This is a genomic window from Roseateles sp. P5_E4 (assembly GCF_054049255.1).
Genome location: NZ_JBFUMS010000010.1, coordinates 183,566 through 196,247, shown reverse-complemented (window position 1 = coordinate 196,247; position 12,682 = coordinate 183,566). Strand labels below are relative to the sequence as shown.

10 protein-coding genes are annotated in these 12,682 nt (G+C 67.4%); 4 read left to right on the top strand and 6 right to left on the bottom strand.

Features of this window, described 5'->3' with window-relative positions:
* Positions 1 to 15: 15 nt before the first annotated feature.
* The 3 genes from ACXJLH_RS20255 to ACXJLH_RS20245 all read right to left on the bottom strand — a co-directional run bounded on the left by ACXJLH_RS20255 (position 16) and on the right by ACXJLH_RS20245 (position 2,480).
* Positions 16 to 813 (bottom strand): substrate-binding periplasmic protein, encoded by a 798-nt coding sequence (locus tag ACXJLH_RS20255; RefSeq protein WP_457445890.1) that lies wholly within the window; start codon positions 811 to 813, stop codon positions 16 to 18.
* 66 nt (positions 814 to 879) lie between these two features.
* Positions 880 to 1,599 (bottom strand): site-2 protease family protein, encoded by a 720-nt coding sequence (locus tag ACXJLH_RS20250; protein ID WP_457389713.1) that lies wholly within the window; start codon positions 1,597 to 1,599, stop codon positions 880 to 882.
* Positions 1,599 to 2,480 carry a DUF2167 domain-containing protein gene (locus tag ACXJLH_RS20245; RefSeq protein ID WP_457445889.1) on the bottom strand — a complete coding sequence of 294 codons (882 nt, stop codon included), beginning with the start codon at positions 2,478 to 2,480 and terminating at the stop codon, positions 1,599 to 1,601. Before ACXJLH_RS20245 ends, ACXJLH_RS20250 begins: the two co-directional genes overlap by 1 nt.
* 116 nt (positions 2,481 to 2,596) lie before the next feature.
* On the opposite strand from ACXJLH_RS20245, the gene ACXJLH_RS20240 reads away from it, so the two are divergent.
* The gene (locus ACXJLH_RS20240; protein ID WP_457445888.1) at positions 2,597 to 3,106 is read left to right on the top strand and encodes a DUF4440 domain-containing protein; all 510 of its coding nucleotides are present in this window, start codon (positions 2,597 to 2,599) and stop codon (positions 3,104 to 3,106) included.
* Between the two features lie 68 nt (positions 3,107 to 3,174).
* Here the strand turns inward: ACXJLH_RS20240 and ACXJLH_RS20235 are convergent, their stop codons facing one another.
* The gene (locus ACXJLH_RS20235; protein WP_457445887.1) at positions 3,175 to 6,720 is read right to left on the bottom strand and encodes an indolepyruvate ferredoxin oxidoreductase family protein; all 3,546 of its coding nucleotides are present in this window, start codon (positions 6,718 to 6,720) and stop codon (positions 3,175 to 3,177) included.
* 216 nt (positions 6,721 to 6,936) lie between these two features.
* Here ACXJLH_RS20235 and ACXJLH_RS20230 point away from each other — a divergent pair, with 216 nt between their 5' ends.
* From ACXJLH_RS20230 to ACXJLH_RS20220, 3 genes are all read left to right on the top strand, one after another.
* Positions 6,937 to 7,446, top strand: a complete 510-nt coding sequence (locus tag ACXJLH_RS20230) for an Lrp/AsnC family transcriptional regulator (protein WP_056191761.1) — start codon at positions 6,937 to 6,939, stop codon at positions 7,444 to 7,446.
* A gap of 10 nt (positions 7,447 to 7,456) precedes the next feature.
* The gene (locus ACXJLH_RS20225) at positions 7,457 to 8,194 is read left to right on the top strand and encodes a metallophosphoesterase family protein (RefSeq protein WP_457445886.1); all 738 of its coding nucleotides are present in this window, start codon (positions 7,457 to 7,459) and stop codon (positions 8,192 to 8,194) included.
* A gap of 62 nt (positions 8,195 to 8,256) precedes the next feature.
* Positions 8,257 to 9,372 (top strand): GGDEF domain-containing protein, encoded by a 1,116-nt coding sequence (locus ACXJLH_RS20220; protein ID WP_457445885.1) that lies wholly within the window; start codon positions 8,257 to 8,259, stop codon positions 9,370 to 9,372.
* Here ACXJLH_RS20220 and ACXJLH_RS20215 read toward each other — a convergent pair.
* Both ACXJLH_RS20215 and ACXJLH_RS20210 read right to left on the bottom strand, forming a co-directional pair.
* Positions 9,369 to 11,960 carry a hypothetical protein gene (locus ACXJLH_RS20215; protein WP_457445884.1) on the bottom strand — a complete coding sequence of 864 codons (2,592 nt, stop codon included), beginning with the start codon at positions 11,958 to 11,960 and terminating at the stop codon, positions 9,369 to 9,371. The genes ACXJLH_RS20220 and ACXJLH_RS20215 overlap by 4 nt on opposite strands.
* On the bottom strand, positions 11,960 to 12,595 hold the full coding sequence (locus tag ACXJLH_RS20210) for a hypothetical protein (RefSeq protein ID WP_457321080.1): 636 nt from the start codon (positions 12,593 to 12,595) through the stop codon (positions 11,960 to 11,962). The genes ACXJLH_RS20215 and ACXJLH_RS20210 overlap by 1 nt, the downstream gene beginning before the upstream one ends.
* Positions 12,596 to 12,682 lie beyond the last annotated feature (87 nt).

Below are 12,682 nucleotides of genomic sequence, written 5' to 3'. Positions count from 1 at the left end.
GCTTGCCCGGCAGCCTCAGCGCCCGCAGCGCCCCAGTTCGCGCGGCGGATTTTGCTGACGATAGAGCTCGGCCTGCTGGCGATGCAGCTGCTGCAGTTCGGCTGCGTAGCCGGGCTGCAGCAGATAGTCCCGCACCTGCGCGGCGGCCGACACGCCCGGCGATTGCCGCGATATCTGCAGGTACAGCCCTGCCGCGCCGAGGCCACGCGGCAGCACGCGCACCTCCTGCTCGCAGCCCACGGCGCGCAACAGTTGCTCGCCCGATTCGCGCGCCGTGGCAACCGCATCCAGGCGGCCCAGCAGCAATTTGCGCAGGTTCAGCTCCTCGCTGAGCGCGTTGTCCACCAGGGCATGATGGGCAAGTTGCTGGTCCACCTCCGTTCCCAGGCTGACGCCCAGGCCCACGCCGATGCGAAGGCCGGCGAGATCGGTCCAGCCCTCAAAGCGCAGCGGGTTGTCCCGCCGCACGAAGAGTGCGCCCTCATTGCGTGCCAGCGCCGGCTCCACGACCACGGCGTACCCGCGCCGCTTGGGGGTGTCGAAGGCGCAGACCATCACGTCCACTTCGCCGCGCTCGACCAGGGCCTGGCAGCGGGACCAGGGCCCGACCGGTTCGACGGCAAGCGTCCATCCGGCGGCAGCGAAGGCGCGACGCGCGACCTCGACGCAGACGCCGTGCAGCCGGCCCTGCTGCTCCCAGCTCATCGGCTGGGCGGCCGGATGGGCACAGGCGCGCAGCTGCCGTTCCGCGCTGGCTCGTGACGCCAGCAGGGCGGACAGGCACAAGGCCAGCAGCAGGCGGGTGCGGGTCATGGGGAACTCCGGGCACGGGGTGCGGCTGGATCGTAGTGCGCCCCGAGGCCAACCCGCCTGCTCGTGTCAGCCGCGCACGACGGCCAGCATTTCGTGCACGTCGTGGCACATGACGGCAAGGTAGGCGGCCAGCACGAGGTAGTAGGTCGCGTACTCCCATTTCACGGCCGCGGGCACGGCGTAATAGGTCTGCGCCTCGGGGCTGTCGCTGCGATGCCGCCAGGCCTTGATGAGCTGGGGCCAGGCCAGCAGGGCCATCAGGATCAGCATCGGGCTGGGCCGCCAGAAGAACAGCGCCACGAGCATGGGCGCGCCGAGCAGCCAGATGCGCGGCGACAGCACGGCCGTGATGCGGCCGCCGTCGAAAGGCGAGATCGGGATCAAGTTGAACAGGTTCAGGAAGAAGCCGCTGTAGGACACGGCCAGCAGCCAGTCGGCGCCCCAGCTGCGCGCCATCAGATAGGTGACCGTGGCGCCGACCGTACCCAGCATCGGCCCGGCCAGGCCGACGAAAGCCTCGGTCTGCGCGTCATGCGGCATATCCTTCAACTCGACCCAGGCGCCGACGAAGGGGATGAAGGTCGGCGCGCCGACGTTGAGCCCCTTGTAGCGCGCCGCGATGAAGTGCCCCATCTCATGCACGAACAGCAACGCGATGAAGCCCGCCGCATAGCGCCAGCCGTAGATCCATGCGTAAACGACGAGCGACACCAGCATGCTGCCGCCGGTGACGAAGAGCTTGCCGAACTTGGCGCCCGTGAACAGCAACGCAAGGAGCTTGAACATCAGGCCGTGGGCTTGTCGCGTTTGAAGAACTTGGTGATGACCGCACCGAAGCCGAGGACCGCGATGAAGATGATCTTCGCGAACTTGGCGACGAAGGCGAACATGACCGCCAGCAAGCCGAGCTTCTTGGCACCCACGCCGACGACGAGGGCCGCCAGGCCGTACTCGGCGACATGGTCGGTGGCCGAATCGAAGTCCTCGTAGCGCTTGCCCTTGTCGAACTCCAGCGCCCCGAGCAAGGCTTTCGCATCGGGCTTCTGGGCCGGCAGCTCCTTCAGGTCGGTGACGAAGTTCAGGCTCAGATAGCCCTCGCGGCCCAGCGCATAGGTGTTGTAGTTGACGCCCTGGCCCGCGTCGGCCGGCGCGCCCTTTTCCTTGGAGCTCATCGCCCAGACGAGTCGATGCTGGGTCGCTTCATAGGCCGGCGGCTCGGCCCAGCCGGTGATCTCGATGGGCGCCACGCCCATCTTCTGGCGCTCGTCGTTGCTGGCCTCGGTGCCTTCCTTGTAGCTGGCCAGCAGGTCATCGGCCTTCCACTCCTTGGCGTCGCCGTCCTTCACGTAGCCGGAGGCGATGTAGCGCAGCGTGGCGAACCATTCGCCGTCGCCCTTGGGGAAGATGAGGCCGGCCAGTTCGGTGTGTTCGCCCGGGTTGCCCATCGCGGTCAGCAGCTTGCCGGCCTGGGGCTGGGGGATGAAGATGCGGCCGGCCGGCAGGTGCAGCGTGGCCTGCCCTGCGATGGCGACGTCGGCCGGGCCTTCCTTGGCCGCGGCCTTGGCCTCGGTCCAGGCAGCGTTCTCGGGTGGGGCGTCGGCGGCCTGTGTGGACAGGCTCAGCAGCAGGCCGACAGCGGCCAGCAGGCCGCGCAGCATCGTCTTCATTGGTTCTCCCTGTTGGAAAGGGCGCAGTCTAGGCAACCCCGGACGCGGCCCCGTTCAGGGATTGCCCCGCGACGGGCAGATTCACAATTCGCACCACAACGCAGGGGGAGCTGAACATGGCAATGATCAACAAGATGCGCCGCGTGCTCGCTGCGGCGACATGCCTGCTGCTGATGCTGGCCGGCAGCGGCTGCACGACGAAGCGCACGGTGGTCGTGTCACCGCCGCTGCGTTGCGACCAGCCCGGCAGCAACTGCGTCAACGCCCTGATGCAGGCGCTGGAAGACTGGAAGGACGCCTACAACAGCCGCGACCCACGACGGCTCCAGCAGCTGTATGCCCCGGGCGCGCTGATCACCGACGACGAATACACGGCCGTGCCGCTGGACGGCGTTGCACTGCCGGTGTTCTTCGAGCAGATGGCGCAACGGCCGACGGCGCGCATGCGCTGGATCGTTGGCAACCTGCAGCTGTTCGGCGACACGGCGGTGCGGTCGGGCCAATACGAGTTCAGCGAGCAGGTCGAAGGCCAGACCAAGACGCGGCCGGCGCGCTACAGCTTTGCCTATCAGCGCATCGACGGTCGCTGGCTGATCGTGCTGCAACACTCGACAGTACGCCCTTGAAAGACAAAGCCCCCCCGCAAGCCTGCTTGACGCGGGCTTGTGGGGCAGTTGTCAGCGCCTGTACGAGATCAGACCTTGGCCAGCAGTGCGTCCCACTTGGCGCGGGCGGCCTTCTCGTGGCGCTCCTTCACGTGGCCGTAGCCGCGGATGTCTTCCGGCACGCGGGCCAGCTCAACCGCATCGGCCAGCTTCTCCACCGTCAGGCCGGCCAGCGCCTTGTCGACACCGGCGCGGTAGTCGGCGATCCAGCGGCGCTCCATCTTGCGCTCCGCGGTGTGGCCAAAGATGTCGAAGGCCGTGCCGCGCAGGCCCTTCATCTTGGCCAGCAGGCCGAAGGCGGGGCGAATCCATTGGCCGAACGGCTGCTTGACCAGCTCGCCCTTGTTGTTCTTCTTGGCCAGCAGCGGCGGCGCGAGGTGATGCACCAGCTTGTAGTTGCCCTCGAACATGCCGGCCACCTTCTCGGCAAAGCCCATGTCGGTGTGCAGGCGGGCGACCTCGTACTCGTCCTTGTAGGCCATCAGCTTGAACAGATAGCGCGCGACCGCTTCCGTCAGCTTGGTCGTGCCGCCGAGCTTGGCTTCAGCGGCGCGCACCTTGTCGACGAAGGCCTTGTACTCGGCCGCGTAGGCGGCGTCCTGGTAGCCGGTCAGGAAGTCGACGCGCTTGGTGATGATCTCGTCGACGCCCTGGCGCTTGACCATCTGGATGACCTGCTGCGCGGCATACAGCGCCTGCACGCTCTTCAGGTCGCTGGCACAGCGACGGCCCCATTCGAAGGCGATCTTGTTGTTGTCGATCTGCACGCCGTTGAGCTCGATGGCGCGCATCAGCGCGTCGTAGCTGAGAGGGATGCGGCCCTGCTGCCAGGCATAGCCCAGCATCAGCGGGTTGGTGTAGAGCGAATCGCCCACCAGCTTGACGGCCACTTCCTCGGCGTCGAAGGAGCCGAGGTGGTCGCGGCCCACCGCGTTGCCGACGGCCTGCTCGCAGGCGGCGCCGGGGAAGCTCCAGTTGGCGTCATTCACGAGCGTGGCCGTCGGCGAGCCATGGGTGTTCAGTGCCACATAGGTGCGGCCCTCGCGCATGACGGCCAGCGTGGCCTTGTTGGCAGCGACGATGGCGTCGCAGGCGATGACGAGGTCGGCCTCGGCGGTGCCGACCTTGGTGCAGAAGATCGCTTCCGGGCTGTTGGCGATCTGGATGTGACTCCAGGTCGCGCCGCCCTTTTGCGCCAGGCCCGCGGCGTCCTGGGTGATAACGCCCTTGCCTTCCAGGTGGGCGGCCATGCCCAGCAACTGGCCGATGGTGATGACACCGGTGCCGCCGACACCGCCGACGACGATGCCCCAGGCCTTGTCGGGGTTGGGCACGACGGGCATGGCCAGCGGCGGCAGCGCCGCGTCGAAGGGGCTCTTGCGCGCTTCCTTCCTGGGCTTCTTCAGCTCACCACCTTCCACCGTGACGAAGCTCGGGCAGAAGCCCTTCACGCAGGAGTAGTCCTTGTTGCAGGTGTTCTGGTTGATCTGGCGCTTGCGGCCGAAGTCGGTCTCCACCGGCTCGATGGACAGGCAGTTGGACTGCACCGAGCAGTCGCCGCAGCCCTCGCAGACCAGCTCGTTGATGACGACGCGCTTGGCCGGGTCCACCAGCTTGCCGCGCTTGCGGCGGCGACGCTTCTCGGTGGCGCAGGTCTGGTCGTAGATGATGACCGTCGTGCCTTCGAGCTCACGGAACTGGCGCTGGATCTCGTCCAGCTCGTCGCGGTGGTGCACGGTGACGCCGGGCGCCAGGGCCACGCCCTCGTATTTGAAAGGCTCGTCGGTGACGATGACCAGCTTCTTGACGCCTTCCGAGATCACGCTGTTCATGATCTGGATGACGGTGTGGCCCTCGGGCCGCTCGCCAACCTGCTGGCCGCCGGTCATCGCGACGGCGTCGTTGTAGAGGATCTTGTAGGTGATGTTGACGCCCGCAGCGATGCTCTGGCGGATGGCCAGGCTGCCGCTGTGGAAGTAGGTGCCGTCGCCCAGGTTGGAGAAGATGTGCTTCTCGTCGGTGAACGGCGCCTGGCCGACCCAGGGCACGCCCTCGCCGCCCATCTGCGTGAAGGTGGCCGTGTTGCGGCCGGGCATCCACGTGACCATGTAGTGGCAGCCGATGCCGCCGACGGCGCGCGAGCCGTCGGGCACGCGGGTGGAGGTGTTGTGCGGGCAGCCGGAGCAGAACCACGGCGTGCGATCGGCGCCGCCGGCGGTCTTCTCTTCCGCCTTCAGCGAGTTTTCCTTGGCATCGATGACGGCCAGGCGTGCATCCAGGCGGGCCGCGATGTCGCTGTCCACGCCGAGCTTCTTCAGGCGCTTGGCAATGGCGCGGGCAATGATGGCCGGCGTCAGGTCGGCCTGCGGGCGCAGCAGCCAGTGCTCGCTGGGGTTGGGCACGCTCCACTCGCCGCCCTCGCCGCCGTCACCGGCGTCGAACTTGCCGAGCACATTGGGGCGCACGTCGGCGCGCCAGTTGTAGAGCTCTTCCTTGACCTGGTATTCGATGATCTGGCGCTTCTCTTCGACGACCAGGATCTCCTGCAGGCCCTTGGCGAAGTCACGCGTGATCTGCGCTTCCAGCGGCCACACGACGTTGACCTTGTGCAGGCGGATGCCGATGCGACGGCAGGTGTCGTCGTCCAGGCCCAGGTCGTGCAGCGCCTGACGCGTGTCGTTGAAGGCTTTGCCGCTGGTGATGAGGCCGAAGCGGTCGTTGGCGCCTTCGATGACGTTGTAGTTCAGCTTGTTCGCGCGGATGTAGGCCAGCGCGGCGTACCACTTGTAATTCATCATCCGCGACTCTTGCTCGAGCGGCGGATCGGGCCAGCGGATGTGCAGGCCACCGGCCGGCATCTGGAAGTCTTCCGGCAGGATGATGTTGACGCGGTCCGGGTCGACACTGACCGAGGCCGAGGATTCGACGATCTCCTGGATGGTCTTCATGCCCGCCCACACGCCCGAGAAGCGGCTCATCGCAAAGGCGTGCAGGCCCATGTCCAGGATGTCCTGCACGCTGCTCGGGAAGAAGGTCGGGAAGCCGACCGCCTTGAAGACGTGGTCGCTCTGGTGTGCGGCCGTCGAGCTCTTGGCGATGTGGTCGTCACCCGCGATGGCGATGACGCCGCCGTGCTTGCTCGTGCCGGCCATGTTGGCGTGCTTGAACACGTCGATGCAGCGGTCCACGCCCGGGCCCTTGCCGTACCAGAGGCCGAAGACGCCGTCGAACTTGGCTTTCTCGGGGAAGAGGTCGAGCTGCTGGGTGCCCCAGACGGCCGTCGCGCCGAGTTCCTCGTTGACGCCGGGCTGGAAGACGATGTTCTGCTTGGCCAGGTGCTTCTTGGCGGCCATCAGCGCCTGGTCGTACGTGCCCAGCGGCGAGCCGCGGTAGCCGCTGATGAAGCCAGCGGTGTTCAGGCCGGCCAGCGCGTCACGCGTGCGCTGCAGCATGGGCAGCCGCACCAGCGCCTGCACGCCGCTCATGAAGGCACGGCCGCTATCAAGCGCGTATTTGTCGTCGAGGGAGACAGTCTGCAGCGCGCGCAGGATGTGTTCGGGCAGCGGGGCGTTCATCAGTGGGAGCTCCTGAATGGCGACCCGAGAGGCCAGCCCTTGTGAGGCAGGCGCGCGGGCCATGGGCCAGTATGGCCGGACCGATCAGTGTAGGGAAATGGGGGCGAGCAGTGCTTTCTCAATTGCGCTCGAAACCAGCCGCCCTGGCAATCTTCTTGCTCAAATCTGCCAAATTCGCTTCAAATTGCATCGCCACTTCGCCGATCAGGGCAAACCATGAGTTCTCAAGTCGTCGATTCCAGCGCCACTCCCGAAGCCCTCGACCGCCACCACATCGCCATCCTGGCCGAGTTGCAGGCCGATGCTCGCCTGTCCAACGCCGAACTGGCCCAGCGCATCGGCCTGTCGGCCGCGCCCACCTGGCGGCGCGTCAAGTGGCTGGAGGACCAGGGCTACATCACCGGCTACCGTGCCGAGATCGACCGCAGGAAGTTGGGCCTGGGCGTGCTGGCCTTCGTGCGCGTGGACGCCGAGCGCAGCGCGGGCGCCGCCACCAAGCCGCTGGAAGACGCCATCCGCCAGCTGCCCGAGGTCATCGCCTGCCACTACATCTCGGGCGCCGGCACCTTCGAGTTGCAGGTCATGGCGACCGACCTGGACGCCTTCTCGCGCTTTTCCATCGACACGCTGCTGAACTTGCCCAACGTGAAAGACATCCACACCAGCTTCTCGCTTGGTGAGGTCAAGGCCAGCGGCGTGTTGCCTCTCGGTCACCTGGGCGGCTAGTCTCACGGCCATGCGCATCGCCCTCGTCTCCGATATCCATGGCAATCTGCCCGCCCTTGAAGCTGTTGCCGCCGACATCCGCCGCCGCGGCGCCGACCAAGTGCTGTGCCTGGGCGACAACCTCTCCGGCCCGCTGATGCCGCGCGAGACGGCGCAGTTCCTGATGGCCTCGGGCTGGCCCATCCTGGCCGGCAACCACGAACGCCAGATCCTCGAATGGCAGCCCGATGCCGGTGGCGCCTCCGACGGCTATGCGCTGTCCACGCTCGGCACGCCGGAGCTCGACTGGCTGCGCAGCCTGCAGCCGATGTGGCAATGGGCGCCGGACATCTTCCTGTGCCACGGCACGCCACGCAGTGACTGCGAGCACTTCCTGGAAACCCCGCGCGGCGGCGTACTCGGCCTGGCCACGGCCGCCGAGATCGCCGAGCGCCTGGGCGATCAACGCAGCGCACTGATCGCCTGCGGCCACAGCCATCTGCCGCGTTTTCTGCGCGTGGTCAGCAACCAGGTTCTCGTCAACCCCGGCAGCGTCGGCCTGCAGGCCTATGTGGACGATGAGCCGGAGCGCTATGTCGTCGAGCGCGGCACGCCCGACGCGACCTACGCCATCGTCGAGAAGCTCGACGGCGCCTGGCACTGTGCCCAGCACGCGGTGCCCTATGACCACGGCGCGATGGCCACATTGGCCGCGCGCAACGACCGGCCCGACTGGGCGCAAGCGTTGCAGACCGGCTACGTGGGCTGAAGGCTCGAACAAGGACGCAGGCGGACAGTGCCCCGGCGCCGCTGGCGCGGTAGGCTAGCGCCATGGCGGCGTCGCACCTCCGTCGGCTCGGCGACCTGTGGCTGGGCAGCGAACCAGCCCAGCGCCTGCGGCTGCGCCAGACCTCGCTCGCGATGGCGCTGATGGGCATCAGTGCGGTGATGCTGTATTACGCCGTTGACGTCAGCGGCCGAGAATTCGGACCGCTGCTCTGGGCCTGGACGGGCTATTCCCTGGGGGGCATGGCGCTGATCTATGCCGCCATCCGCAGCGGCTGGTCGCGGCGCTTCACCGACCCCTCGCTGACCAGCGTACAGATCGCCTTCGCGATCAGCTGCGCGGCCCTGGGCTATGCGCAGGCCGGGCTGCTGCGCGGTGGCGCCTTCCCGGTGCTGACGCTGATCCTGATGTTCGGCATGTTCCAGCTGCGCGCGCGCAGCGCCTATGTGCTGAGCTTCTTTGCACTCGCGCTGTTCGCCATGGTCATGGGCACCATGGCCTGGCTCCAGCCAGCGACCTACCCACCCGAAGTCGAGTTCGGCCACTTCGTCATGCTGGCCTGCATGCTGCCCGCCGTGGCCGTGCTGACGGCGCGGCTCAGCCGCATCCGTCGCCGCCTGTCCGAGCAGCGCGAGGAGCTGGCCCGGGCGCTGGCCCAGCTGCAGGCCATCGCCACGCGTGACGAGTTGACCGGCCTGCCCAACCGCCGCCAGGTGCAGGCGCTGATGGACCAGGAGCTGTTGCGATCGCTTCGCCACCCCCACGACTTCTGCATCGCCCTCGTCGATCTGGACCACTTCAAGCGCGTCAATGATGAGCACGGCCATGCGGCCGGCGATGCCGTGCTGCGCGCCTTCGCCCAGGGCGGCCAGACCGCCATGCGCGGCACCGACGTGCTGGCGCGCTGGGGCGGCGAGGAGTTCCTCGTGCTGCTGCCCGACACCGCCATGCCGCCGGCCGTGGCCGGCATGGAGAGGTTGCGCCAACAGACCGCCGCCTTGCGCATCGACATTGGTGACGACAAGCAGGTGGCGATCACCGTCTCCATCGGCCTGACCGGGCACCGCCGCGGCGACACCCTGGCCCAGACCCTGGAGCGCGCCGACCGCCTGCTCTACAAGGCCAAGGCGGAAGGGCGCAACCGCACCTGCATCGACTAGCGGTCGGAGTGCCGCAGATGCTCGCAGCGGCCCATGCGGGCGCCGTGCTTCACTTCGTCGACGAACTCGCTCGGGAAACCGACCTCGGTCGAGTTGCCATGCTTGCAGACGAAGGCCTTCTTCAGGTCGACATACCAGCTCATCGGGTAGCCCGGGATGCCGCCGACGATCTCGTTGCCGGCCGCGTTCATCGACGCCGGGCCGTCCAGGCCGTAGCGATAGGCCTCGGCCACGCCCTGGGTGCGGAAGAAGTCGCTGAGCTGGATCCAGCCGATGTCCTCCAGCCACAGCACGCCGCGCAGGCCGCTGAACCAGACACCGGCCGAGCCGATCATCATCTTGCCGTCGTCGCTGATGTCGGCCACCTGCACGGGGATGGCGCCGAACTGCTGCTGGATGGCTGCGGCGCCCTCGCTCTCGCAGGTCACGTCCAGGCCCAGCAGCGGCATGTCCACACACCACTGCATCTGCCTGAACTTCGTGAAGGCGCTGGCCTTGCTGCCCTTGTTGGCATTCCAGAACACGACGCCGTCGCGCTCCGTGTTCAGCGCCACGCGGCCAGCGTCGGGCGTCATCGCATAGCCGTCGATGGCACCGACGGCCTTGTAGAGGTCGATCGGCTTGCCCTCGTCAATCCAGGCATAGGCCTTCATGAAGTTGCTGTTGCCCAGCACGACGCGGCCATCGGACGACACCGCATGCGCCCGGTGCCAGGGCTCGGCGCTCAGGTCCACGCCGTCCAGGCTCAGCGCCCGCATGCCGCGGCCCGCCGTCCAGATGAAGGGGATGACCTCGCCGCCGATGGCGGCGTCGCCGGACCAGCCACCTTCGCAGCTGCCATCGCCATTGCGGTCCACATAGGCCGTGCCGACGGCCGTGCGGCCGGTCGAATCGAGCGCCCAGCCGTAGCTGCTGCTGACGCCGATCTGGCTGCTGCCGCCGCAGCGGTCGCGGTTGAGGTTGCCCAGGTCGGTCAGGCCGCCGGTGCGGGTGTCCCAGATCGTGGCCGAGTTGGTCTTCACCGGCTGGCCTTCGCCATCGGTGCCGATGACGTTGCCGTTGAGGTCGGCCTGCACGATGAGCTTGCGGCCGTCGCGCGTGATGCTGGTGTTGACGCCCGCGACACCGTCCGGCGCCCATTCAACACCGCTGCGCGAGTCCCAGACGAAGGGCTTGTTGTCGATCCAGCCCGCCGCGCGCTCGCCGTCCTTGGACATGCTGCCCAGGAAGCCGTAGACGATGGGCGTGTACTGCACGCCGTCCTTGTAGCCATTGAAGTAGAAGTTGGCCGTCTTGGTGACACCCGCCTCGGCCGTGATCGCGCTGGCCGTGCAGGCGCGGTCGTTGGCCGCGTTGGACTGCTCGTTGCTGTTCCAGTACTCGGCCTCGGAGACCAGGGCGGTCGGCGTCGTCGGATAGCCGCCAGCGACGATCTCCTCCAGGTAGAGCACGTACTTCTGCCCGGGCTTCAGGTTGTTGATGCGAAAGCGCCCGTCGGGGCCGACCAGGCCCTGCGTCTTGTCGCCGCTCATCGCCGAGATCGCGTCGCCGAGCGGGTCGGCAACGTTGCGGGCGACGATATTGATGCCGCCATAGGGCGTGCGGCCATCCTTCAGGAACAGCGTGCCAGCCACCGAGCCGCGCGTCTTCAGGTAGGTTGCGCTCGGGTAGAGGTCGGAGATGCCCGCCATGTCGTCGCTGCGGTCCACCGTACTTTGCTCGTAACCGGCGTTGCGGCCGTTGGCATCGGGGAAGGTCGGGTCGATGAAGGGGAACATCGTCTCGATGTACTTCGGGTCGATCTTTTTCGCCGCCGGATCGTCGTCGCGCCAGGAATGCAGGGCCGGCACGCAGCCGGGCACGCCGGGGAAAGCCTCGTAGTAGTAGGGATGGCTGAAATAGGCCATGGTGCCGTTGACCTGCGAGTGCGACAGGTTGATGGCGTGGCCGAACTCGTGCGTGAACACGCCGGCGATGCGCTTGCCGTCGATGTCGGGCGGCGGCATCCAGGGCTGGTCTGGGTCCAACGGCTCATGCGGCACGACATAGCCGTTCATGACGGCCGTGGCCTTGACGATGGTCTCGGGGTAGCCGTCGCCGTCGCGGTCCTCGGCGATCTCGGCGAAGGCGATGCCCAGCACCTGGTCCTTGGGCACGCCGAAATACTCCTCGATGACCTGGCCGCGCTGGTCGTAGATGACGTAGATGCCGCCCTCCAGCGCCTGGCCATAGACGCGCTTGGCGGTCTCGCCGTCCTTCACGTCCACGCCGACGCCCGCGAGCTGGCTGAACTTCTTGAACTTGGCCGGGTCGGTGACGGCTTTCCAGGTCGAGGTCGGCACATCGCTCCACTGCTTCAGCGCAAAGGCGGTGATCCTGTCGGCCTGGGCGTTGCTGAGGAACTCCGTGCCGCTGTCGCGGTAGGTCAGCGGTCCGATGTCGGTGTAGACCTGGATGGGCTTGCTCGTGTCCCAACGCAGCGGCTGCGGGTTGCGTGGGTGCTCGGTCAGCAGCAGTGGGCCGGCGGCCTGGGCCAGGGAAGCCGCCGCGAACAGCGCGGCCAGCGGGAATTTGAGGAAGGCGTTCATCAGCGCATCACTCCCTTGGCGATCCAGTCTTCGCGCACCGCGCGCTTGACCAATTGGTTCAGCACGCCACCGTCGACGGCGCCGCTGTTGCGGGTCAGCATCTCGGCCTCGAGCGGGCTCAGCACCGCCGGGTCCACGCTCATGCCCTGGAACAGGCCGCGGTTGTCGAAGGCATTGGCCAGCTTCGGCCCGCTGCCGGTCAGCTTGCCCTGGGCCAGGCCCACTGGGCTGGTCAGGCCCGTGCGGACCGAGGGCTTGTTCATGAAGACGGTCACCTTCTCGCCGACCGTCCAGCCCGGCAGGCCCTCGATGCGTGTGGCCAGCAGGTATTTGCCATCGGCCATGCGGCGGTTCTTCAGCAGGCCGTACTGGCGGAAGCGGTAGCTGCTGTCCGTCGCCAGCTCACGCTTGACGCTGCCCTTGACCTTGAGCGTCACTTCCGTGAACGGCACGCCGCGGTCGATGCCGTCACTGACCTTGGCGACATCGCCACTGACGATGACGTCGGCGGCCGCGATCATCTGCTTGAGGTTCTGGTGCACCAGTTGGGTGGCGTGTGCGGCTGGCGCCAGCAAGGCGGCCAGGCCGCCCAGCAGGGCCAGGCGCCGCAGCGCGGAAAGGGGTTCTCGGTTCATGGCGAAAAGCGGTTGGGTTTGCGGGCGGACAGCGCTCCGCCAACCCAGGGCCCGCGCTCATGCCGCCGGCCCGGGCTCGTGGTCGTC

Bases quoted from the DNA above. Each gene is read 5' to 3' on its own strand.
- ACXJLH_RS20255 (WP_457445890.1), bottom strand. From the start codon at position 813: ATGACCCGCACCCGCCTGCTGCTGGCCTTGTGCCTGTCCGCCCTGCTG.
- ACXJLH_RS20250 (WP_457389713.1), bottom strand. From the start codon at position 1,599: ATGTTCAAGCTCCTTGCGTTGCTGTTCACGGGCGCCAAGTTCGGCAAG.
- ACXJLH_RS20245 (WP_457445889.1), bottom strand. From the start codon at position 2,480: ATGAAGACGATGCTGCGCGGCCTGCTGGCCGCTGTCGGCCTGCTGCTG.
- ACXJLH_RS20240 (WP_457445888.1), top strand. From the start codon at position 2,597: ATGGCAATGATCAACAAGATGCGCCGCGTGCTCGCTGCGGCGACATGC.
- ACXJLH_RS20235 (WP_457445887.1), bottom strand. From the start codon at position 6,720: ATGAACGCCCCGCTGCCCGAACACATCCTGCGCGCGCTGCAGACTGTC.
- ACXJLH_RS20230 (WP_056191761.1), top strand. From the start codon at position 6,937: ATGAGTTCTCAAGTCGTCGATTCCAGCGCCACTCCCGAAGCCCTCGAC.
- ACXJLH_RS20225 (WP_457445886.1), top strand. From the start codon at position 7,457: ATGCGCATCGCCCTCGTCTCCGATATCCATGGCAATCTGCCCGCCCTT.
- ACXJLH_RS20220 (WP_457445885.1), top strand. From the start codon at position 8,257: ATGGCGGCGTCGCACCTCCGTCGGCTCGGCGACCTGTGGCTGGGCAGC.
- ACXJLH_RS20215 (WP_457445884.1), bottom strand. From the start codon at position 11,960: ATGAACGCCTTCCTCAAATTCCCGCTGGCCGCGCTGTTCGCGGCGGCT.
- ACXJLH_RS20210 (WP_457321080.1), bottom strand. From the start codon at position 12,595: ATGAACCGAGAACCCCTTTCCGCGCTGCGGCGCCTGGCCCTGCTGGGC.